Here is a 21,961-nt window from a genome sequence, read left to right on the forward strand (position 1 = left end):
TATGACGACGGCCGCTTCCTGCAAGAAGCCGTCATTTAGTCGGCCTTGGCCCCGCAACCAAGCGGCATGCCACGCAGATCAGACGCGCTGCGTGAGAAGGTCAGCGCCGGGCCGGCGGCTCGGTGCGGCGCTGGGCGGGTGCCGCATCGCCGTCGGCCGCCGGTTCGGCAGGGTCCGCCGCATCGCCCTTGGACTTCTTGAACTGCTTGAGGAACCCTTCCGGATTCTCGGGCAACTGCGCCACCAGGGCGTCCCCCGATTTCTCGAGCATCGGACGGCTGCGGGCCTGGGCCGCCCAGTCGGGCATCTTGCCCTGGACCAGCCAGGCGAGGAACACCCAGCCGATCACGCAGATGAGAAAGCCGCGTCCCGCGCCGAAGACGAGCCCGAGGGACCGGTCGATCGCGCCGATGCGCGAATCGAGGATCATGTCGGAGACCTTCACCGTGATGATCGAGACGACGATGAGCGTGGCGAGGAAGATCGTCGCGATGGAGGCGACGAGCGCCACGGTGGCGTTCGAGACGTGCTGGCTCACGGTGGGCAGCAGCAGGGGATAGAGCTTCCAGGCGACCGCCGCGGCGGCGACCCAGGCGACGATGGCCAGCACCTCGCGTGTCGCCCCGCGGACGGCGGCCAACAGGGCCGAGATGACGACGATGCCGAGAACGGCCAGATCGAGAACGGAAAACGGCATTTAAGGCTATGGTCGCACGGGGCAGAGGGGCTGACGATCGCCGGCTCGTGCGGCTCCCCCTCGCCGCCGCGCCTGTATATCGTGCGGAATCTCGGCCGTCACCCTCCGGTGCGGACAAGCGTCCGGCCTCACTCGTCGTCCTCGTATTCGTACCGCGCCGGGTTGCGCTCGGGCCTGCCGCGTTTGGGCGCGCCGCTGGCGATGCCGGCCACCAGATCGGCGATGTGGCGCAGGGCCTCCGTGGGCAGGGAGCTGTCGCCGATCTCGTTGCGGCCTTGCGGCGTGACGGCCTTGGCGAAGCCGAGCTTCAACGCTTCCTTCAGCCGCGACGGCGCCTGCGCCACCGGGCGGATCGCGCCGGAGAGACCGATCTCTCCGAAATAGACGGTCTCGCCCGGCAGCGCCGCGCCCGACAGCGACGAGACCAGGGCGGCCGCCACCGCGAGGTCCGCCGCCGGTTCGGTGATGCGCAGGCCCCCGGCGACGTTGAGATAGACGTCGTGGGTGCCGAGCCGGATGCCGCCATGGGCCTCCAGCACCGCGAGCACCATGGACAGGCGGTTGGGATCCCAGCCCACCACGGCACGGCGCGGCGTGCCGAGGGAGGAGGGCGCCACGAGGGCCTGAATCTCCAATAGCAGGGGCCGCGTGCCCTCCATGCCGGCGAACACCGCCGTTCCGGGCGCCGCATGGTCGCGTCCGGCCAGGAACAAAGCGGATGGGTTGGGAACTTCGGCGAGCCCGCGATCGGTCATCTCGAACACGCCGATCTCGTCGGTGGGACCGAAGCGGTTCTTCACCGCGCGCAGGATGCGGAAATGGTGGCCCTGGTCGCCCTCGAAGGAGGCCACGGCGTCGACCATGTGCTCCACCACGCGGGGACCGGCGATCTGCCCGTCCTTGGTCACGTGGCCGACAAGGATCACCGCCGTGCCGGTGGTCTTGGCGAAGCGGATCAGGGATTGCGCCGAGGACCGGACCTGGGTCACCGTGCCGGGGGCCGATTCCACCGTCTCCGTCCACATGGTCTGGATCGAATCGATGATGGCGAGCGCGGGCGGGCGGCCCTGGCTCAGGGTCTCGACGATGTCCTCGACATTGGTCTCGGCGGCAAGATCCACCGCCGCGCTCGACAGGCCGAGGCGCTCGGCCCGCAGGCGCACCTGCGCCACCGCCTCCTCGCCCGAGATGTAGACCACGCGCTCGCCGGTGCGCGCCATGGCGGCGGTGGCCTGCATCAGAAGGGTCGATTTGCCGATGCCGGGATCGCCGCCGAGGAGGATCACCGAACCGCGCACGAAGCCGCCGCCGGTCACCCGGTCGAGTTCGCCGATCCCGGAGGGGATGCGCGGAGCCTCGCGCGCCTCGCCGGTGAGTCCTTCGAGGGGGAAGATGCGACCATGCGACCGGCTCGGCCGAGTCTTGACCGGACCGGCCTGAGGGCCGCTCCCGCCCGTCTCCTCGACGATCGTGTTCCAGCCGTTGCAGGCCTCGCAGCGCCCGCGCCAGCGATTGTAGACTGCGCCGCAGGATTGGCAGACGAAGGTCTGGTGGATCTTGGCCATGATCGCCTTTTGAGGAAGCACGGACGACAGTTTGCGGCCATCCAACCCGCGCCCTCATCCTGAGGTACCCGCGTCAGCGGGCCTCGAAGGAGGGGTCCAGAGCCCGCTGCGCCATCTGAAGCCCTCCTTCGAGGCCTACGCTTCGCTTCGGCTCCTCAGGATGAGGCGATGGAGTAGGAATCGCCGGATCAATCTATCGATCTTACATAACGACGAACATAACGGGAACCAAGACCGGTCAGTATCTCGTAGCCGATGGTGCCGGCGGCGCGGCCGACGCTGTCCACGTCGAGGGAATCGCCGATCAGGATGGCCGGTTCGCCGCGCCGGGCGGCGGGCGCGTCGGTGACGTCGAGGATGATCAGGTCCATGGAGATCAGGCCGACGATGGGGCAGGGCACCCCGCCGACGAGGGCATGGCCGCGCCCGCTCGCCGAGCGCGGATAGCCGTCGGCATACCCCAACGACAGGGTGGCGAGCCGTCGCGGGCCGGGGGCGGTCCAGCGGGCATTGTAGCCCGCGCCGTCTCCGGCCGCGACGTCGCGAACCTGAGCGATCGACGCTTCGAGCCGGACGACCGGCCGCATCGGGTTCGGCCGCCACGGGGTCGGATTGCCGCCGAACAGGGCGTAGCCCGGCCGGAGCAGGTCGTTGGCGACGCCCTCGCCAAGATAGCAGCCGGAGGAATTGGCGAGCGAACCCGGAATGCCGGGATAGGCGCGCAGGACGTCCCCGAACGCCTCGCACTGGCGGCGGTTGATCGCCTCGTCCGGCAGTTCGGCGCTGACGAGATGGCTCATCAGCAGGTCGATCCCGGCGGCCGCGATGATCGGGTCGCCGGCGAGCGCCAGGGCTTCGGGCACGGTCAGGCCGAGGCGGTTCATGCCCGTATCGACGTGAAGGGCCGCCGGGAGCGGCCGGCCCGCCTCCGCCCCCAGCGCCGCCCATTCGTCGAGTTCCTCGCGGGATCCGACGACCGGGCGCAGGGCGTGCGCCACGAGAGCCGGGCCGCTGCCGGGAGCGAGGCCGTTGAGGACGTAGATCACCGCCTCCGGCAGGACGGACCGGGCGACCGCGCCTTCGCTGGCATGGGCGACGAAGAACGTCCGGCAGCCGGCCTGCCACAGGACCGGCGCGACCTCCACAAGGCCGCAGCCATAGGCATCGGCCTTGACCACGGCGGCGCAGGGAATGTGCGGCGCCCGCGCGCCGAGCCGCCGCCAGTTCTCGGCGACGGCCGAGAGATCGATGGTGAGACGTGCGCCGTGGATGGCGGCTTCAGGGTCGGCGATCGCCATGGCGGGATCTCGTTCGAGTGCGGTGATCGGGCACTCTCCGCTGCCTGCAAATCTCATGTGAGGAACACGAGTCTACCACCCCTCGCGTGGTGGATCATGAAAGACGGCGCATTCTGTAGCGCGTCTCCCCCCCCCTTGTGGGGAGGGGTGAGGGTGGTTGGGCGATCCTCCCTCGGCTGAGGCTGGCGGCGACACCCCCGCCTCCAACTCCTCCCCACAAGGGGGAGGAGGGGGCTCCAACCCTTGGGCACACGGGACGAGCGGCGAACCCGGCGGGGATGGGACCGGTCACATGCGCGCGGGCATACGGTCTTCGCTCGCCAGATCCGAGAAGCGCGTGATGTTGGCGTCGAACTGCAGCTCCACCGTGCCGGTGGGGCCGTGGCGCTGCTTGCCGAGGATCACCTCGGCCTTGCCGTGCACGCGGTTCATCTCCGCCTCCCAGGCGAAGAACTCCTCGGTGCCTTCGCGCGGCTTCTTGTTGTTGACGTAGTATTCCTCGCGGAACACGAACATCACCACGTCGGCGTCCTGCTCGATAGAGCCCGATTCACGCAGGTCCGAGAGCTGCGGACGCTTGTCGTCGCGGTTCTCCACCTGACGCGAGAGCTGAGACAGGCCGATGATCGGCACCGCCAGTTCCTTGGCGAGCGCCTTCATGCCGGTGGTGATCTCGGTCATTTCCTGCACGCGGTTGTCGCTGCGCTTGCCTGAGCCGGAGAGCAGCTGCAAGTAGTCGATGATGAGGAGGTCGAGGCCCTTCTGGCGCTTCAGGCGCCGGGCGCGGGCGGCGAGCTGCGCGATGGAGATGCCGCCGGTCTGGTCGATGTAGAACGGGATCGTCTGCATGTCGCGGGCGGCGTCGGTGATCTTGTAGAAATCCTCCGGCCGGATGTCGCCGCGGCGGATCTTGTAGGAGGGCACGCCGGATTGCTCGGCGATGATGCGGGTGGCCAGCTGCTCCGCCGACATTTCGAGGGAGAAGAACCCGACGATGCCGCCGTTCTTGGTCTCGATCCGCCCGTCGGGCTGTTTTTCGCCCCGGTAGGCCTTGGCCACGTTGAAGGCGATGTTGGTTACCAGCGAGGTCTTGCCCATGGCCGGGCGGCCGGCGAGGATGATCAAGTCGGAGGATTGCAGACCGCCCATCTTGGCGTCGAGATCCGACAGGCCGGTGGCGATGCCCGAGAGCTTGCCGTCGCGCTGATAGGCCTTGGCCGCCATGTCCACGGCGGCGGTGAGCGCATCGGAGAATTTCTGGAAGCCGCCATCGTATTTGCCCGATTCGGCAAGCTCGTAGAGCCGGCGCTCGGTGCCCTCGATCTGGTCGCGGGGCGAGGATTCCACCGGCGCCTCGTAGGCGCCGTTGACGAGATCCTCGCCGATGGTGATCAGCCGGCGGCGGATGGCGAGGTCGTAGATGGTGCGACCGTAATCGCCCGCGTTGATGACGGTGGTAGCCTCGGCAGCGAGGCGGGCGAGGTACTGCATCACCGTCTGGCCGCCGAGATCGGCGTCGCCCAGATAGGTCTTCAACGTGATTGGGGTCGCGAGCTTGCCGACCTTGATCAGCGAGGCGGCGACCTCGAAGATCTTGCGGTGGACGTCCTCCATGAAATGCTCGGGCAGCAGGAAGTCCGAGATCCGGTAATAGGCGTCGTTGTTGACGAGGATGGCGCCAAGCAGCGCCTGCTCCGCATCGATGTTGTGGGGCGCGACGCGGAACTCCTGCGTCACGCTCTGGAGGTTTGCCGTCAGGGCGTTGGGCAGGGCCATGGGCTGACTCGAGGCTCCGACTTCTTCGACACCGTGCGGCGATTCCATCGCCGCACCATTCCGCTACCGCACGACCATGGCCCAGGCATGGTTAGCCGAACCTTAGCCGATTCCCGCCATGCGCTCGTTGCCTCTCCGATCCGGGCACCTCAGGATGAGGTTGCCGGGTGTGGACAAACACGAAAAACGCCTGCCACCCCTTTCGGGATGACAGGCGCCATGCTGGAACAAATCAGGAACCAGTCAACCCCTCGAGGTGATGATCCCCGTTCTCCACCGGTTGTGGACGAGACTTACTCGCGGTCGTCGCCGGCCTCGGCGAGAGCGGCACCGACTTCGAGGCCGAGGTCATCGAGGTTGAAGGCCTCACGCTCGGTGGTCGATTCGCCGCGGGCCTGACGCTCGGCCTCTTCCGGCGAACGGGCGACGTTGACGGTGACGGTCACCTCGACCTCGGGGTGCAGCACCACCGGCACGGTGTGCAGGCCCAGCGTCTTGATCGGCTGGTTGAGGGCGAACTGGTCGCGGCCGACGGTGAAGCCCTCGGCGGTGACGACCTCGGCGAGATCGCGGGTGGAGACCGAACCGTAGAGCACGCCGGTCTCGCCCGACTGGCGGATCAGCACGAAGCTCTTGCCCTCGAGGGTCTCGGCGACGGACTGCGCCTCGCTCTTCTTCTCGAGGTTGCGGGCTTCGAGCTGGGCGCGCTGGGTCTCGAAGTGCTTCTTGTTGCCGGCGGTGGCGCGCAGGGCCTTGCCGCGGGCGAGGAGGAAGTTGCGGGCGTAGCCCGGCTTCACGTTCACGGTCTCGCCCATCTGGCCGAGCTTGGCGACGCGCTCGAGGAGGATGACTTCCATAATTCCAGTCCTTGTCTGAAGGGGGGTGGGTGGGGAGAGAGTCCCGGCCGCGCGATGCGGGAGCCGGGGCTCAGGTTCGTCCGGCGTCCTCCTTGGGACGGCGCCGGTTGAAGGCGGTGTCGGCGAGGCCGAACAGGGTCAGGGCGAACAGCGCGACGCCCTGTGTGAAGAACAGGATCAGATATAGCCCGAACAGGAGGGCCATGCGTCCGGGCCGGCCGCGGCTGCGGTCGTGGAAGGCGGCGAGACCCTGCATGGCGAAGGCGGCGGTAAGCGCACCGATCAGGGCGATGCCGAGGACGCCCGGATAGCCGGGCACCAGAGCAAGCACGACGGCCGCTCCCAGGATGCCGAGGGCGGAGCGCGGCATCGCGGTGGAGGGGATGTCGGGCCAGGGCCGGGGCAGGCGGCCGGAGATGCGCACGATCCGGGCCGCGGCCCAGAGATAGAAGGTGAGCAGCACGGCGAGGCCCTGCGTCGCAAGTCCGGGTGCGATCGTCGCCAGTGCGTCGGCCACCGCGTTCTGCTGGTCGGTGCCGGATTCAGTGGAGGGCGCCGCGTTGGCATCGAGCTCGGCCGGGGGCACCGGTGTCGTCTCGGCGGGCGACTTCTCGGCCGGCGCCGCGGCGGGAGGCGTCGCCCGGGGCTTGCCCTGCATCGTCACCAGCGTGCGGGTCATGCCGCGCAACTGGGTCTGGAAGGTGTCGAAGCTCGGCGAGGCGATGACCGCAATGGCGACGAAGGCGATCCCGGCCGTGCACGCGGTCCAGGCGAGGAGCCGACCCGTCGGGTACCATTCCATGGTGCCGTCGGCGTTCGGGCGCCCGAGCAGCGTGAGATAGGCGAGCCACCAGGCCGGCAGGGCGAGATAGGCGAGGTAGCCGAGGCCGAGGAAGGGCTGCAGGAAGGCGAGGGCGACGGCGCCCGTGATCGCAGCGACGAGGGCGGCCTTGTGGCTCCAGCCGAGGCCCACGATCAGAATCGGGAGCGGGGCGAGCAGGTAGAGCACGATGGACAGCAGCGTGCCCTTCAGCAGGACGCCGAAGAGGAGTGCGGAGACGAGGCCCGCGCCGATGCCGATGCCGAGAAACTGTTTCATTGATCCCGCTGTCCCGCTGTCCCCGAAAAGGGCAGGGTTAGAGGCGCTTCTTCTCGCCCCAACGACGTCCGGCAGCGCCAATGCCGCCGGCGTGTAGATTCCCTCCCCCTTGTGGGCAGGGATCGAGGGTGGGGGGCGCCTCCAGCCTCCACAGGCCGAGGGTCACCCAACCACCCCACCTCCAACTCCTCCCCACAAGGGGGAGGAGGGGACCTCGTGAAGAGGTCGAGGGTTTACTTGATCACGTAGGGGAGGAAGCCGAGGAAGCGGGCGCGCTTGATCGCCTGGGCGAGTTCACGCTGCTTCTTGGCCGACACCGCAGTGATGCGCGACGGCACGATCTTGCCGCGCTCGGAGACGTAGCGCGACAGGAGCTTGACGTCCTTGTAGTCGATCTTGGGAGCGTTCGCGCCCGAGAACGGGCAGGTCTTCCGACGACGGAAGAAGGGACGACGTCCGCCGCCCGCACCACCACCAGCGGCAGGAGCCGCACCAGGTCCAGCACCGAAACCCATGGCTTAGTTCTCCCCGCCGAAGCTTCGCTCGGGACGGTCGCCGCGATCGCCGCGGTCACCACGATCCCGGTCGCCACCGAATCCACCACCACCGAAGCCTTCGTCGTCACGACGACGGCCGCGCTCGCGATCCTTGCGGTCGTCGCGGTCACGCTTCTGCATCATCGCCGACGGCTCGGATTCGAGCTCTTCGACGCGGACGGTCATGAAACGCAGAACGTCCTCGGAGATCTGCATCTGGCGCTCCATCTCGGCGAGGGCCGCCGGGGGGGCGTCGACGTTGAGGAGCGTGAAATGCGCCTTGCGGTTCTTCTTGATGCGGTAGGCGAGGGACTTCACGCCCCACATCTCGATCTTCTCGACCTTGCCGCCATTGGCTTCGATGACGCCCTTGTAGGTCTCGACCATGGTCTCGACCTGCTGGGACGTCACGTCCTGGCGCGCCAGGAAGACGTGTTCATAAAGAGGCATAACGGGCCCTTCATAGCAAAAGGGGCCCGACGGCACGGATGTGCGGGTGTCGATCGTCGGGCCGGTTCAACGCGTTTCACCCGGCGCCAAGCCCTTCGAGCCGTTTGAAGGCCCGAGCGGTTGATCGAAGGCGGAGACACGGGACGATGGAGCGAACTCCGCATGCCGAACAAGCCGGCACCGTCCGTTCAGCCCCCAGCCGGAGCGAACACGAGGTGCGGCGCATAGAGGAGTTCCGGCGGGATGGCAAGGACGATCGCCGCGATCCCAGCGACACGGAGGCCCGCGAATCGATCCGGCTCCGATGGTAGAGGAGCGGATCGGAACGCGCGCACCACGTTGGAGGATCGCCGATGTCAGGCAGAAACCGAGCCGCCGCCCTCCTCGTCTGTCTCCTCGCGTCCGGCCCGGTTCTCGCCGACGAGCCGGTGCTCCAGACGGTCGATTACGCCAACACGCGCTATTCGAAGCTCGACCAGATCAACGCCGGCAACGTGAAGCAGCTGCAGGTGGCCTGGACGTTCTCGACCGGCGTCCTGCGCGGCCACGAGGGTGCGCCCCTCGTCGTCGGCACCATGATGTACGTCCACACCCCCTTCCCGAACATCGTCTATGCCCTCGACCTCGACAAGGACGGCGTGATCGTCTGGAAGTACGAGCCGAAGCAGGACCCGAGCGTCATCCCGGTGATGTGCTGCGACACGGTCAACCGTGGCCTCGCCTATGCCGACGGCGCCATCATCCTGCACCAGGCCGACACGACCCTGGTGTCCCTCGATGCCAGGACCGGGCGAGTGAACTGGTCGGTCAAGAACGGCGATCCGGCGGTCGGCGAGACCAACACCGCCACCGTGCTGCCGGTGAAGGACAAGATCATCGTCGGCATCTCGGGAGCCGAGTACGGGGCCCGCGGCCATATCACCGCCTACGATGCCCGGACCGGGAAACGGCTCTGGCGCGGCTATTCGACGGGGCCGGACGCGGACATGATCGTCGATCCGCAGAAGACCACCTCCCTCGGCCGGCCCATCGGGGAGAATTCGTCCCTCGGAAGCTGGGCCGGCGACCAGTGGAAGACCGGCGGCGGGGCGACCTGGGGCTGGTACTCCTACGACCCCAAGCTCGACCTCATCTATTACGGCACCGCCAACCCCTCGACCTGGAATCCGAAGCAGCGTCCCGGCGACAACAAGTGGACGACGGCGATCGTCGCCCGCAACCCGGATACCGGCATGATGCGATGGGTCTACCAGATGACGCCCCACGACGAGTGGGATTACGACGGCGTCAACGAGATGATCCTCACGGATCAGGAGTTCGAAGGCCGGATACGTCCGCTTCTCACCCATTTCGACCGTAACGGTTTCGGCTACACGTTGGACCGGAGCACCGGTGAACTGTTGGTGGCGGAAAAATTCGATCCTGCGGTGAACTGGGCGACCGGTATCGACATGGACAAAGGCTCCGGCCGTTACGGGCGCCCCCTGGTCGATCCGCGCCGTTCACCCGACAAGACGGGAGAGGACGAGACCACCACCGGCATCTGCCCCGGTGCCATCGGCGCCAAGAACGAGCAACCGGCGGCGTATTCACCGATCACTCGGCTGTTCTATGTGCCAACCAACCACATCTGCATGAGCTACGAGCCGTTCCACGTCACCTACACGCCCGGCATCCCCTTCGTCGGCGCCACGGTGACCCTGCAACCGGCCGAGGACGGTCCCGAGACGGGTCGGTTCATCGCTTGGGACGGTGTCGCCGGGACGATCGTCTGGTCGAACACCGAGCCATTCTCGGTCTGGTCCGGCGCCCTCGCCACGGCCGGCGGCGTCGTCTTCTACGGAACGCTGGAAGGCTACCTGAAGGCCGTCGATGCGCGGACGGGCCGCGAACTCTACCGGTTCAAGACGCCCTCGGGCATCATCGGCAACGTGACGACCTACCTCCATGGCGGCAGGCAATACGTCGCCGTGCTCTCGGGCGTCGGCGGCTGGGCGGGGATCGGTCTCGCCGCCGGTCTCACCGATCCGGCCGACGGGGCCGGCGCGGTTGGCGGCTATGCCGGCCTGTCGCGTTACACGGCGCTCGGCGGGCAACTCACGGTCTTCGCCCTTCCCGAATCGCGTGACTGACGTTTCAGGAGACGCTCGTCACGCCCTCGCGGGCGCGGAGCGCGGCCACGATCTCGTCGAAGCTCTTCTCCGGAACGTGGACGTAGGACACGTCGATCGTGTCGATGCCGTCCTCCGCAGTCGGCTGCGCGACGAACTGGAGGAGACGGGAGGCATAGGAGCCGGACAGGCCGCGCAGGACTTCGATGGTGATCGTGCCGCGCCTGGCCGTGATGGTAAGCGTCCGTGTCTGCGCGCGCTCGCGGTAGCGCTTCTCCAGCGGCTTCATCCCCGCCAGGATCAGGAGGACGATGGCGGTGGTCGCGATCGCCGCCACGTAGAGGCCCGTTCCCGCAGCCAGCCCGATGGCGGCCACGGCCCACAACCCCGCCGCCGTGGTGAGGCCCTTCACCATCTCCCCGCGCAGCATGATCGTGCCGGCGCCGAGAAAGCCGATGCCGGACACCACCTGTGCCGCCATGCGTGACGGGTCGAGGGAGACGTTGGGCGTACCGAGAATGTCGGAAAAGCCGAAGGCCGAGACGATGACGATCAGGCAGGAGCCGACGCAGACGAGCATATGCGTCCGCATGCCTGCCGCCCAGACGAGGCGCTCTCGCTCGAAACCCACGGCGCTGCCGAGCAGCGCCGCGAGCAGGAGTCGGCCCAGGATCTCGAGATTGCCGATCACTCGCCGTCCTCCCGCTCCGACCTTCGTCGCTCGGTCCTAGGCAGAGATCACGACCGCGACAATCCTTTCGTCGGGCCTATTCGCCTGTCGCCCGGCCTATTTGTCGGGCTTCTCGGAGAGGATCGCGCCGGTTTTCGGATCGGCGTGGAATTCCATCTTCACGCCGTTCTTCATGCCCTCTCCTTCCCAATGGCCGTCATCCGCCTCGAATTCGGTGATGTCGGTATAGCCTGCCTCCATCAGCTTCTGCTTGACCTGCTCGGCCGGCATCCAGTCCGCACCCGGCTTGTCGGCGAGCGCGATGCCGGCGGATCCGGTGGTGAGGAGGAGGGCGAGGAGCGCGGGTTTCAGAGTCTTCATGGGGTCCTCCGGGGTTTTATTTGCCGTCGAAGGGCAAACATCTCCTAGGGTTTGCCGGTTCCGGGGAAGGCTCACCTCAACGAGGCGGCGATCGCCTGCTGGATGCCGAGGATGTCGGCTCCGCGTTTCAACGTCTTCCTGATCGGCTCGGGCCGGCCGGACACCCAGATCGCCAGTTCCGAATCGAAATCGAAACTGCCGGCGGTCTCCACCGAGAAACAGGTGATCGCGCGGTAGGGCACGGTCATATAGGCGACCTTGCGCCCGGTCATGCCCTGCTTGTCCACCAGGATCAGCCGCCGGTCGGTGAAGACGATGAGGTCGCGGATCACCCGGAACGCGACCTGCACCGCCTCGCCCTGGGTGAGGATTCCCGCGAGGTTGTCGTTCACCTCCTGCGGAGAGAGGTCGCTGCCATGGCCGAACAGGCCGTCGAGAATTCCCATTGCGCCGCCTATCCCGAAAATGCCGCCTTGCCCCTATTTAGGGACGAGCCGGCCCGGCACATCCTCCGCCGGTCGTCCTTTTTCTCGGGACCCGCCTGCCGTCCGGAGCCGCATGATGTCCGCTACAACCCCCGTTCCCCTGCGCCTCGGGGTGAATATCGACCACGTCGCCACCGTGCGTAACGCCCGCGGCGGCATCCACCCCGATCCGGTCGCCGCTGCCCTGCTTGCCGTCGAAGCCGGGGCGGACGGCATCACCGCGCATCTGCGCGAGGACCGCCGGCACATCCGAGACGCCGATATCGAGGCGCTGATGGCGAGGCTCTCCGTGCCGCTCAATTTCGAGATGGCGGCCACCGACGAGATGGTGGGCATCGCCACCCGCCTGCGGCCGCACGCCTCCTGTCTCGTTCCCGAGAAGCGCGAAGAGCGCACCACCGAGGGCGGCCTCGACATCGTCGGGCAGGCAATCCATCTCGCACCCCGGATCGCCGCTCTGTCAGCCGCCGGCATCCGCGTCTCGCTCTTTGTCGAGCCCGACGAGGCGGTGATGGAGGCGGCCGTTCGTCTGGAGGCGCCCGTGGTCGAACTCCACACGGGGAGCTATTGCGAGGCCGTGGCGGAGGGCGACGGCGCACGGGTGGCGCATGAACTCGCCCGCATCGCGCGGGCCGCCGCCCATGGCTCGCGGATCGGCCTCGAAGTCCATGCCGGCCACGGTCTCGCCCTCGACAGCGTCGGGCCGGTGGCGGCACTGCCGCAACTCGCCGAGCTCAATATCGGCCATTCGCTCATCGCCGAGGCCATCTTCTGGGGCCTCGGCCAGGCGATCCGCGACATGCGCGCCGCGATGGATCGGGCCCGGACGGGGATCGCGGCATGATCGTCGGCATCGGCTCGGACCTCTGCGACATCCGCCGGATCGAGCGCTCCCTGGAGCGCTACGGCGAGCGCTTCACCCACCGGATCTATACCGATGGCGAGCGTGCGAAGTCGGACGGGCGCGCCGCCCGCGCTCCGTCCTATGCGAGGCGGTTCGCCGCCAAGGAGGCCTGTGCCAAGGCGCTGGGCACCGGCATGAGCCACGGCGTGTTCTGGCGCGACATGGAGGTGGTCAGTCTGCCGGGCGGGGCGCCGACCCTGCGCCTCACCGGCGGTGCCGCGGAGCGCCTGCGGACGATGATTCCCGTCGGGCATGCCGCGAAGATCCACGTGACGCTCACCGACGATCCGCCCATGGCGCAAGCATTCGTGATCATCGAAGCCTTGCCCCTCTCGACCACGCATGCTGAGCCGGCGATCGCTCGCGTTGCGGCCCCCGACCGCATGGTCTAGACCGCCGGTCATCACCGACAGTCGATCGGGTTCGCGCGTCGAGCCGGAGATTGCAGACAGATGGAACGAGCGCGCGTGGATCACCAGACGAAGCGAGACCTGAGGGCGGCCGATACCGGCGCCTGGGCGAGCATCAAGGAGACGGTCAAGGTCGGCGTCCAGGCGCTGCTGATCGCCCTCGTTGTGCGCACGCTGCTCTTCCAGCCTTTCAACATCCCGTCCGGATCGCTGGTGCCGACGTTGCTGGTGGGCGATTACCTGTTCGTGTCGAAATATTCCTACGGCTATTCCAAATACTCGCTGCCCCTCAGCGAGTATCTGCCCTTCAAGGCCGATGGCCGGATCTGGGCGGCGGAGCCGAAGCGCGGCGACATCGCCGTGTTCAAGCTGCCGAAGGACAATGCCACCGACTACATCAAGCGCGTGATCGGGCTGCCCGGCGATAAGATCCAGATGAAGGCCGGCATCCTCTACATCAACGACGTGGCGGTGAAGCGCGAGCGCATCGCCCCCTACGAGACCACCGGTCCGTACGGCGAGGAGACGAAAGTCGAGCAATATACCGAGACCCTGCCCAACGGCGTGGTGCATCAGGTGATCGAGCGCGAGGGCGACAACGGCTACTGGGACAATACCGAGCCCTATCTCGTGCCGCCGGGCCGTTATTTCATGATGGGCGACAACCGCGACAATTCCACGGATTCGCGCGATCTCGCCAATGTCGGCTTCGTCCCGTTCGAGAATTTCGTCGGCCGCGCCGAAATGATCTTCTTCTCCATCGACGAGGGCACGCCCGCCTGGCAGATTTGGCAATGGCCGACGAAGGTGCGGTGGGGCCGCATCTTCAGCAGCATCCATTAGGACGATCGATCGTGGGTGAGGAGGCGCGTCCTTCCAGCCGGGCGCGTCGCGCACCGCGACCGAAGCCCGGCCTGAACGTGCTCGAAGAGCGGATCGGCCATGTCTTCGCCGATCGTGCCCTGCTGTCCCTGGCCCTGACCCATGTCAGCAAGGCCGGCGGCGGCGGACGGGTGGGAAGCTACCAGCGCCTCGAATTCCTCGGCGACCGGGTGCTCGGCCTCGCCATCGCCGATCTGCTCTACGAAGCCTTCCCGCAAGCCGATGAAGGCGACCTGTCGCGGCGTCTCGCTGGGCTCGTGCGCCGGGAGACCTGCGCCGCGGTGGCGACGGCCTGGGATGTGGGGCCGCATCTCGCCCTCGGCCCGGGTGAAGTCCAGAGCGGAGGCCGCCGCAACCAGACGATCCTGGCGGATTCCTGCGAATCGATCCTCGGCGCCGTCTTCCTCGATGCCGGATACGAGGCGGCGAAGGCCATCGTCCTGACGGCTTTCGCGCCGGGCACCGACACGGCGGCACCGCGCGGACGCGACGCGAAATCTGCCCTGCAGGAATGGGCGATGGGCCGCGCCCTGCCGATCCCCGTCTACGAGGTGGTGGAGCGGTCCGGCCCGGACCATGCCCCCGTTTTCCGGATCGCCGCACGTGTCGAGGGCCTGGAGCCCGGATACGGCACCGGCCCTTCGAAACGCCTCGCCGAGCAGGAGGCCGCCCGCCTCGTCCTCGACCGCGAGGTCCACGGTGTGAGCCAGCAGGCTGGCACGCCCCCCCTCAACGGAATGGAGACGTCGGCGGACGTCGGTGAAGAAAGCGACTCCGATGCCTGACGATCACAACGATTTCGACGACGAGGACGACCTGCCCCCTCAGGCCCCGCTGCCCGAGATCAAGCCGCTGCCGGTCATTCCGGCGGATTCAAGCGCCGGTTTCGTCGCCCTGATCGGCGTGCCCAATGCCGGCAAGTCGACCCTGCTCAACAGCCTCGTGGGTACCAAGGTCTCCATCGTCTCGCGCAAGGTCCAGACGACGCGGGCGCTGGTGCGCGGCATCGTCATGGAGGGCAGCGCCCAGATCATCCTGGTGGACACCCCCGGCATCTTTGCGCCCAAGCGCCGCCTCGACCGCGCGATGGTACATTCCGCCTGGAGCGGCGCCGCCGATGCGGACGCGATCTGCCTCCTCGTCGATGCCCGCAAGGGCGTCACCGAGGAGGTCGAGGCGATCCTCGCCCGCCTGCCCGAGGTGCGCCGCCCCAAGGCGCTGATCCTCAACAAGATCGACCTGATCCCGCGCGACCGTCTGCTGGCCCTGGCCGCCTCGCTCAACGAGCGCATCGCCTTCGCCCACACCTTCATGATCTCCGCCCTCAACGGGGACGGCATCGATACGCTGCGCAAGACCCTGGCCGGGATGATGCAGCCCGGCCCCTGGCTCTACCCGGAGGACCAGGTCTCCGACGCTCCGCTCCGCATGCTCGCCGCCGAGATCACCCGCGAGAAGCTCTACGACCGGCTCCACGAAGAGCTCCCCTACCGCTCCACCGTGGAGACCGACCAGTGGGTGGCGAAGACGGATGGCTCGGTCCGGATCGAGCAGACGATCTTCGTGGAGCGGGAGAGCCAGCGCTCCATCGTTCTCGGCAAGGGAGGCCAGACCATCAAGGCGATCGGGCAGGCGGCGCGGCGCGAGATCGCCGAGGCGGCCGATCAGCCCGTCCACCTGTTCCTGCACGTGAAGGTGCGCGAGAACTGGGCCGACGACCCGGCGCGCTACCGCGAAATGGGACTTGAATTCCCGCGTGGATGAAAGAAGGCCCAATGTGGCACAGCACGATTCGAGGTATCGGATGCCCGTCTCTTGCTGCGCTGCCGCATAAACCACAGTATCGTTTTGCGGAAGGTTGGGATTCTCAAGGCATGGCGGCAATTGAACGGCCTTCTTTGAATGATTCCGTACAGAAGAGCTTGGCAATGACTTGACAGGCTGTTGCCAACCGATTCGCTCGATTTTGCGAATTTAACGGATGCGGCGAAGATAACCTTTCCAACGAGGCCATCGCCGGCTACCAATCGCGAAGCCGCACTCGATTCCGAGTCGCGGACCTCTCTGTCCTTCCCTCAACGCCCGACTCTCGAGGCGCGCGTGCTGTCGCGCCGGATCCGTCAATGATGCCTTCTCCCTCCGTCCCGGATGCCGTCTATGGTTCACCTCCCGCCGAACTCGCCGACGTGTCCGCAGGGGCGGCCCAACTCTCGCCGCTGATCCCCGGATCGGTTCGGCTCGAGGACATCGCCGAGGGCAGCCTCGAGAGCGTGACCATGCTGGCCCCGGCGGGGACGATCGAGCGGCGCTATGCCTTGTCTCTCTCGCTGCGCGCCCTGCGTCCGGGCGGTCGGCTGCGTGCCCTGGCGCCGAAGGACAAGGGCGGCGCCCGCCTCGGTCGCGAGTTGAAGGAGTTCGGCTGCGAGCCGGCCGAGACCGCCAAGCGGCATCATAGGATCTGCGACGTCGCCCGGCCCGTCGCGATCATCGATCTCGACGAGGTGATCCAGGAAGGCGCCCCCCGCCATATCGACAACCTCGCTCTGTGCACGCAGCCCGGCGTCTTCTCCTGGGACCGGCTCGATCCGGGCACCGCGCTGCTCCTGGCCAACCTGCCGGCCCTGTCCGGCCGGGGTGCCGATTTCGGCTGCGGCATCGGTGTCCTCGCCCGTGCCGTCCTCGCCTCGCAAGGGGTCACCGCGTTGACCCTGATCGACATCGACCGGCGTGCCGTGGAGATGGCCCGCCGCAACGTGGGCGATCCCCGCGCCGATATCCGTTGGGCCGACATCCGCTCCGCCGACGTCGCCCTGGAGCGCCTCGACTTCGTGGTGATGAACCCGCCCTTCCACGATGGCGGGATCGAGGATCGCTTCCTCGGCGAGGCCTTCATCCGCCGCGCCGCCGAGACATTGAGGCCCGGCGGTACGCTCTGGCTCACCGCCAACGCGCACCTGCCCTACGAGGCGCCCCTGAAGGCCGCCTTCAAGGCCGTCACGCTGAGGGCCTCCGCCGGCGGCTACAAGATCTACGAAGCCCGCAAGTGAGCGCGGTTCCGTGAGCAAGGGCCCGAGCCTCAGGCTCGATCGCCTGCTGGCGAATCTCGGCTACGGCTCGCGCCGGGAGATCGGCCTTCTCGCCAAGGGCGGTCTCATCGTACTCGACGGCGCGCCCCTGCGCGACGCCAACCAGCGCATCGCCGTGACCCCCGACCTGTCCGGGCGCATGGTCGTCGACGGCGATCCCCTCGATCCGCCGCCCGGCCTCGCGCTGATGATGCACAAGCCGCTAGGTGTGACCTGCTCCCACAAGGAGGCCGGCCCCCTGGTCTACGGCCTGCTGCCGGAGCGCTGGCGCCGGCGCGACCCGGCCCTATCCACCATCGGCCGCCTCGACAAGGAGACCTCCGGCCTCCTTCTCCTCACCGATGACGGGGCGCTCCTGCACAAGGTGATCTCGCCGAAATCGAACGTGGCCAAACGCTACCGCGTGGCGCTCGACCGTCCGCTCAAGGGCGATGAGGGCATGGTGCTGGGCAGCGGAGCCATGCTGCTCGACGGCGAGGACAAGCCGCTCCTACCGGTGGAGATGGAGGTCGAGGACGAGACTCATGTGACCGTCACTCTTCACGAGGGACGCTACCATCAGGTCCGTCGCATGTTCGCGGCGCTGGGCAACCACGTCGCCGCCCTGCATCGCGACCGGATCGGCGGCCTGACCCTGCCGGCCGACCTCGAAGCCGGCGCATACCGCATCCTCACCGAGGCCGACATTCGCGCTGTCCTGGATGCGCCCTCGGCGGCCTGATCGATCGATGGGCGCCACGAGCGCGACTGAACTCCCGTCATCTTGCCACGGCGGATATCCTCTGCTAAGGCCCCGCCCATTCCACACGCGGAGCCGGCCTCATGCCTGAATGAGGCGTTTCCGGTGATCGTTCCTTTCGGGGAGCGGTCGCTTCCTCCGCGGCGGCATCAACCGGAAGAGAAAAAAGATCATGGCCGTTGATTTCACGATGCGTCAGCTCCTCGAAGCGGGCGCCCATTTCGGACACCAGTCCCACCGCTGGAACCCGAAGATGCAGACCTACATCTTCGGTACCCGCAACAACATCCACATCATCGATCTGGCCCAGACCGTGCCGGCCCTTCACCAGGCCCTGCAGGCCGTGAGCGACACCGTCGCCAAGGGCGGTCGCGTGCTGTTCGTCGGCACCAAGCGTCAGGCCGCCGACACGATCGCGGAAGCCGCCAAGCGTTCGGCCCAGTACTACGTCAATTCCCGCTGGCTCGGCGGCATGCTGACCAACTGGAAGACCATTTCGGGCTCGATCGCCCGTCTGCGCAAGGTCGACGAGACCCTCGAAGGTGGCGGCCAGGGCCTCACCAAGAAGGAGCGCCTGATGCTGTCCCGTGAGAAGGACAAGCTCGAGAAGGCGCTGGGCGGCATCAAGGACATGGGCGGCGTGCCGGACCTGCTGTTCGTGATCGACACCAACAAGGAGCAGCTCGCGATCAAGGAGGCCCAGCGCCTCGGGATCCCGGTGGCGGCCATCGTCGACACCAACTGCAACCCTGACGGCATCACCTACGTCGTTCCCGCCAACGACGATGCCGGTCGCGCGATCTCGCTCTATTGCGACCTCATCGCCCGCGCCGCCATCGACGGTATCTCCCGCGGCCAGGGCTCCAGCGGCATCGATCTCGGCGCGTCCGAGGCTCCCGTCGCCGAGGAACTCCCCCAGGAAGAGGCCGCCCTCTCTGTGGAGTCCGGTGCTCTCGATCCGGCCGACGTGGCTGCCCTCGTCGAGTCCACCGAGCATTTCGAACTGCTCTCCGCTCCCCGCGGCGCTCCGGACGACCTGTCCAAGCTCCACGGCGCCGGTCCGCAGATCGTGCAGAAGCTCAACGATGCCGGCGTCTACCATTACTGGCAGATCGCCGCGATGACCGACGCGGAAGTCGCCAAGGTCGATGCCGACCTGAAGCTCAACGGCCGCATCAGCCGCGACGGCTGGGTCGATCAGGCCCGTGGCTTCGCCGAGGCCGCCGCCGCCGCCTGATCGCACAGGCATCCCGGCGACGGGATGCCGCCGATTGACGTCGAACACCCATCCACGAAGCCCGGCGCTGACCCTAGCGTCGGGCTCCTTTATCATTTGAGACAGACCCGAAGAGAGGACTCGCCATGGCCAACATCACCGCCGCACTGGTGAAAGAGCTCCGCGAAAAGACCGGCGCGGGCATGATGGACTGCAAGGGCGCACTCAACGAGACGGACGGCGACATCGAAGCCGCGGTCGACTGGCTGCGCAAGAAGGGCCTCGCCAAGGCCGCCAAGAAGGCCGGCCGCGTCGCCGCCGAGGGTCTCGTGGCCGTCGAATCGTCGGGCCATCACGCGGCCATCGTCGAGGTGAATTCCGAGACCGACTTCGTCGCCCGCAACGACAGCTTCCAGGGCTTCGCCCGCGAGGCCGCCAAGCTCGCCCTCGACACCGACGGCTCGTTGGAAGGCCTCGAGGCCGCTCACTTCCCCGGTAGCTCCACCACGGTGAAGGAGACGCTCTCCAGCCTCATCGCCACCATCGGCGAGAACATGACCCTGCGCCGCGTCGCCAAGCTCGACGTGACCAAGGGCGTGATCGCGTCCTACGTCCATGCCCAGGTCGCCGACGGCCTCGGCAAGATCGGCGTGCTGGTGGCTCTCGAATCGGAGGGCGACGTGGACGTTCTCTCCACCCTCGGCCGTCAGATCGCCATGCACGTCGCGGCCACCAACCCGGTGGCCCTGGACGCGGCCGGCGTCGATCAGGCCGTGCTGGAGCGCGAGAGCAACATCCTGCGCGAGAAGAACGCCGGCAAGCCGGACCACGTGCTCGCCAAGATCGTCGAGAGCGGCCTGAAGAGCTACTACAAGGAGGTCACCCTCCTGGAGCAGCCCTTCGTCCATGACGGCTCCAAGACGATCACGCAGGTGCTGAAGGAAGCCGAGGGCAAGGCCGGTGCGCCGGTCAAGCTCACGGCCTTCGTGCGCTACGCCCTCGGCGAGGGCATCGAGAAGGAAGAGGCTCCCGATTTCGCCACCGAAGTCGCGGCCGCCGCCCGCGGCTGACGCTGCCTTCGATCCGAGACGAGTCTTCATGTGGGACGGGTGGCGGCAGCGATGCCGGCGCCCGTTTCGCGTTTCCGGTCCCACGGCCTCGTAGCGTCTCTCCACAGCTTTGGGCACGTGAGGGGGGATGACGCGCTAACGGCGTCCTGCCTCTCGACCTTCGCGACCGCCTTGCGATAGACAGCGGACACTTCCGATTGGATCGTTCGGCCTTGCGCCGGTGCTCAAGGGGACTGGCGCCATGTCGAAGACCAAACCGTTTCGCCGCGTGCTCGTGAAACTGTCGGGCGAGGCCCTGGCCGCCCCGGACGGGTATTGGCTGCATCCCCCGCTCCTGGCGGCCCTGGCGGACGATATCGCCAAGACCCTGGAGGCCGGCTTCCAGGTCGCCCTGGTGGTCGGCGGCGGCAACATGATCCGGGGCGCGCGCATCTCGTCGGCGGGCTGGATCGACCGGGCCACCGGCGACTCGCTGGGCATGATCGCCACGGTGATGAACTCCCTCGCCCTGGAAACGGCGCTCAATGCCGCCGGCGTGCCCGCCCGCACCATGTCCGCCGTGTCGATGCCGACCATCTGCGAGACCTATGCGCGCCAGCCGGCCTTGCACCATCTCGACAAGGGCCAGGTCGTCGTTCTCGCCGGCGGCACCGGCAACCCGTATTTCACCACCGACACTGCCGCCGTCCTGCGCGCGGCCGAACTGCGCTGCGGAGCCGTGCTCAAGGCGACGCAGGTGGACGGGGTGTATTCGGCCGATCCGAAGAAGGACCCGTCGGCGGTACGTTTCGATCGCCTGACCCATGACGATGCCATCGCCCGCGATCTCAAGATCATGGATACCGCTGCTTTCGCTCTCGCCCGCGAAAGCCGCATCTCCATCGTGGTCGGCTCGGTCCATCCTCCGAGTTCGGTGACCGCGATCCTCACCGGGAACGCTCCTTCGACGCATGTCGTGCCCTGACGGTACCCTATCTCAAGTATCGGGTTGGCGGTTCCGAGTTGATGCACGGCGGTCGTTCAGTCGATCGCTCGCTTTCAGCATCAGGGTTTCTTGAGGAATTTAGGTCGTCCTGGGAAAGGGAACGCCTGCCGCTCGCCCGAAGCGGCTACCGAGCATAGTCGATGCCCTTGTCGCAGATCGTTTTCTATAGCCGGAATCTCGTGAAGCTGACGGGTGGTTCGATGCGCGACATGGTCAGGGACATCCTGGCCTCCTGCAGCCGCTACGATCGCGCGTCCGGCATGACCGGAGCCCTCGTGTTCAACGAGGATTTTTTCCTCCAGGCCATGGAGGGCGAGGCATCGACGATCTCGGAGCAGCTCTGGAATGTGGCGGCGGACAGCCGTCACAGTGGCATGGTCCTCGTCTCGGCCGCCCCGGTGCAACAGCGGTCGTTGGGGGGATGGACGGTGGGCTATGCCGGCCGTTCGGAGGCTCTCAACGCCCTCTATCTCCAATACGGTTCCACCGCGAAGTTCGACCCCACGGAGATGTCGGCGGCGGCCATCATCGCCCTGCTCCGGGCGTTCACGGAGCTCGATGCGAGCCATTTCGTGCAGCGCTCGGGCCAGCCGGGGATCGTGGCGATGAAGCCGGTCGCGCGATAGGCCGATCGCGAACCACGCTCGCACCGGCGATTTGATCCGCCGCAGCTGCGAACGCCATTTGCGACCTGTCGGATTTTGGTTCATTGAGGCCGCACGCACGGGCCCCGGCGGCCCAACG

The 21,961-nt window shown here is 67.4% G+C and carries 23 protein-coding genes; 12 read left to right on the plus strand and 11 right to left on the minus strand.

Annotation, left to right across the window (positions count from 1 at the left end):
* Positions 1 to 100: 100 nt before the first annotated feature.
* The 8 genes from K368_RS0109235 to rpsF form a co-directional block, all read right to left on the minus strand.
* Positions 101 to 697, minus strand: a complete 597-nt coding sequence (locus K368_RS0109235; protein WP_027172143.1) for a CvpA family protein — start codon at positions 695 to 697, stop codon at positions 101 to 103.
* Positions 698 to 825: 128 nt separating this feature from the next.
* A complete protein-coding gene (radA, locus tag K368_RS0109240) occupies positions 826 to 2,262 on the minus strand; it encodes a DNA repair protein RadA (protein ID WP_027172144.1) in 1,437 nt (478 codons plus the stop codon).
* A gap of 188 nt (positions 2,263 to 2,450) precedes the next feature.
* A complete protein-coding gene (gene alr / locus K368_RS0109245) occupies positions 2,451 to 3,560 on the minus strand; it encodes an alanine racemase (RefSeq protein WP_155935069.1) in 1,110 nt (369 codons plus the stop codon).
* 288 nt (positions 3,561 to 3,848) lie between these two features.
* Entirely contained in the window at positions 3,849 to 5,336 is a 1,488-nt protein-coding gene (locus tag K368_RS0109250; protein WP_027172146.1) for a replicative DNA helicase, read from the minus strand.
* A 293-nt stretch (positions 5,337 to 5,629) separates the two neighbouring features.
* Complete coding sequence (rplI, locus tag K368_RS0109255) at positions 5,630 to 6,193, minus strand: 50S ribosomal protein L9 (protein WP_018045051.1); 564 nt, start codon at positions 6,191 to 6,193, stop codon at positions 5,630 to 5,632.
* A 70-nt stretch (positions 6,194 to 6,263) separates the two neighbouring features.
* Entirely contained in the window at positions 6,264 to 7,292 is a 1,029-nt protein-coding gene (locus tag K368_RS0109260; protein WP_027172147.1) for a membrane protein, read from the minus strand.
* Positions 7,293 to 7,525: 233 nt separating this feature from the next.
* Positions 7,526 to 7,807 carry a 30S ribosomal protein S18 gene (gene rpsR, locus K368_RS0109265; protein WP_018045049.1) on the minus strand — a complete coding sequence of 94 codons (282 nt, stop codon included), beginning with the start codon at positions 7,805 to 7,807 and terminating at the stop codon, positions 7,526 to 7,528.
* Positions 7,808 to 7,810: 3 nt separating this feature from the next.
* Positions 7,811 to 8,278: a 30S ribosomal protein S6 gene (gene rpsF, locus K368_RS0109270; RefSeq protein WP_027172148.1), complete on the minus strand. Its 468-nt coding sequence runs from the start codon at positions 8,276 to 8,278 to the stop codon at positions 7,811 to 7,813.
* Positions 8,279 to 8,631: 353 nt separating this feature from the next.
* Between rpsF and K368_RS0109280 the strand changes: the two genes are divergently transcribed.
* Complete coding sequence (locus tag K368_RS0109280; protein WP_027172149.1) at positions 8,632 to 10,410, plus strand: methanol/ethanol family PQQ-dependent dehydrogenase; 1,779 nt, start codon at positions 8,632 to 8,634, stop codon at positions 10,408 to 10,410.
* Between the two features lie 4 nt (positions 10,411 to 10,414).
* Here the strand turns inward: K368_RS0109280 and K368_RS0109285 are convergent, their stop codons facing one another.
* From K368_RS0109285 to K368_RS0109295, 3 genes are all read right to left on the minus strand, one after another.
* A complete protein-coding gene (locus K368_RS0109285; RefSeq protein WP_027172150.1) occupies positions 10,415 to 11,080 on the minus strand; it encodes an MgtC/SapB family protein in 666 nt (221 codons plus the stop codon).
* Positions 11,081 to 11,176: 96 nt separating this feature from the next.
* A complete protein-coding gene (locus tag K368_RS0109290; RefSeq protein ID WP_155935071.1) occupies positions 11,177 to 11,440 on the minus strand; it encodes a PepSY domain-containing protein in 264 nt (87 codons plus the stop codon).
* A 71-nt stretch (positions 11,441 to 11,511) separates the two neighbouring features.
* Complete coding sequence (locus K368_RS0109295; RefSeq protein ID WP_027172152.1) at positions 11,512 to 11,886, minus strand: PH domain-containing protein; 375 nt, start codon at positions 11,884 to 11,886, stop codon at positions 11,512 to 11,514.
* A 115-nt stretch (positions 11,887 to 12,001) separates the two neighbouring features.
* On the opposite strand from K368_RS0109295, the gene K368_RS0109300 reads away from it, so the two are divergent.
* The 11 genes from K368_RS0109300 (at position 12,002) to K368_RS24310 (ending at position 21,843) form a co-directional block, all read left to right on the plus strand.
* Positions 12,002 to 12,769 (plus strand): pyridoxine 5'-phosphate synthase, encoded by a 768-nt coding sequence (locus K368_RS0109300; RefSeq protein WP_027172153.1) that lies wholly within the window; start codon positions 12,002 to 12,004, stop codon positions 12,767 to 12,769.
* Entirely contained in the window at positions 12,766 to 13,221 is a 456-nt protein-coding gene (acpS, locus tag K368_RS0109305; protein ID WP_027172154.1) for a holo-ACP synthase, read from the plus strand. The genes K368_RS0109300 and acpS overlap by 4 nt, the downstream gene beginning before the upstream one ends.
* 60 nt (positions 13,222 to 13,281) lie before the next feature.
* Entirely contained in the window at positions 13,282 to 14,082 is an 801-nt protein-coding gene (lepB, locus tag K368_RS0109310) for a signal peptidase I (protein WP_027172155.1), read from the plus strand.
* Between the two features lie 11 nt (positions 14,083 to 14,093).
* The gene (gene rnc / locus K368_RS0109315) at positions 14,094 to 14,906 is read left to right on the plus strand and encodes a ribonuclease III (protein ID WP_027172156.1); all 813 of its coding nucleotides are present in this window, start codon (positions 14,094 to 14,096) and stop codon (positions 14,904 to 14,906) included.
* Complete coding sequence (era, locus tag K368_RS0109320) at positions 14,899 to 15,885, plus strand: GTPase Era (RefSeq protein ID WP_027172157.1); 987 nt, start codon at positions 14,899 to 14,901, stop codon at positions 15,883 to 15,885. Before rnc ends, era begins: the two co-directional genes overlap by 8 nt.
* A 359-nt stretch (positions 15,886 to 16,244) precedes the next feature.
* Entirely contained in the window at positions 16,245 to 17,168 is a 924-nt protein-coding gene (locus K368_RS0109325; protein WP_155935073.1) for a methyltransferase, read from the plus strand.
* A gap of 10 nt (positions 17,169 to 17,178) precedes the next feature.
* Positions 17,179 to 17,928: a pseudouridine synthase gene (locus K368_RS0109330; RefSeq protein WP_027172159.1), complete on the plus strand. Its 750-nt coding sequence runs from the start codon at positions 17,179 to 17,181 to the stop codon at positions 17,926 to 17,928.
* Positions 17,929 to 18,118: 190 nt separating this feature from the next.
* On the plus strand, positions 18,119 to 19,183 hold the full coding sequence (locus K368_RS0109335) for a 30S ribosomal protein S2 (protein WP_027172160.1): 1,065 nt from the start codon (positions 18,119 to 18,121) through the stop codon (positions 19,181 to 19,183).
* 125 nt (positions 19,184 to 19,308) lie between these two features.
* Positions 19,309 to 20,232, plus strand: a complete 924-nt coding sequence (tsf, locus tag K368_RS0109340) for a translation elongation factor Ts (RefSeq protein WP_027172161.1) — start codon at positions 19,309 to 19,311, stop codon at positions 20,230 to 20,232.
* Between the two features lie 241 nt (positions 20,233 to 20,473).
* Positions 20,474 to 21,196, plus strand: a complete 723-nt coding sequence (pyrH, locus tag K368_RS0109345; RefSeq protein ID WP_027172162.1) for a UMP kinase — start codon at positions 20,474 to 20,476, stop codon at positions 21,194 to 21,196.
* A gap of 167 nt (positions 21,197 to 21,363) precedes the next feature.
* Positions 21,364 to 21,843: a BLUF domain-containing protein gene (locus K368_RS24310; protein WP_197031001.1), complete on the plus strand. Its 480-nt coding sequence runs from the start codon at positions 21,364 to 21,366 to the stop codon at positions 21,841 to 21,843.
* The last annotated feature ends 118 nt before the right edge of the window (positions 21,844 to 21,961 follow it).

The sequence above is a fragment of the Methylobacterium sp. 10 genome, from assembly GCF_000519085.1.
Taxonomy (GTDB): Bacteria; Pseudomonadota; Alphaproteobacteria; order Rhizobiales; family Beijerinckiaceae; genus Methylobacterium.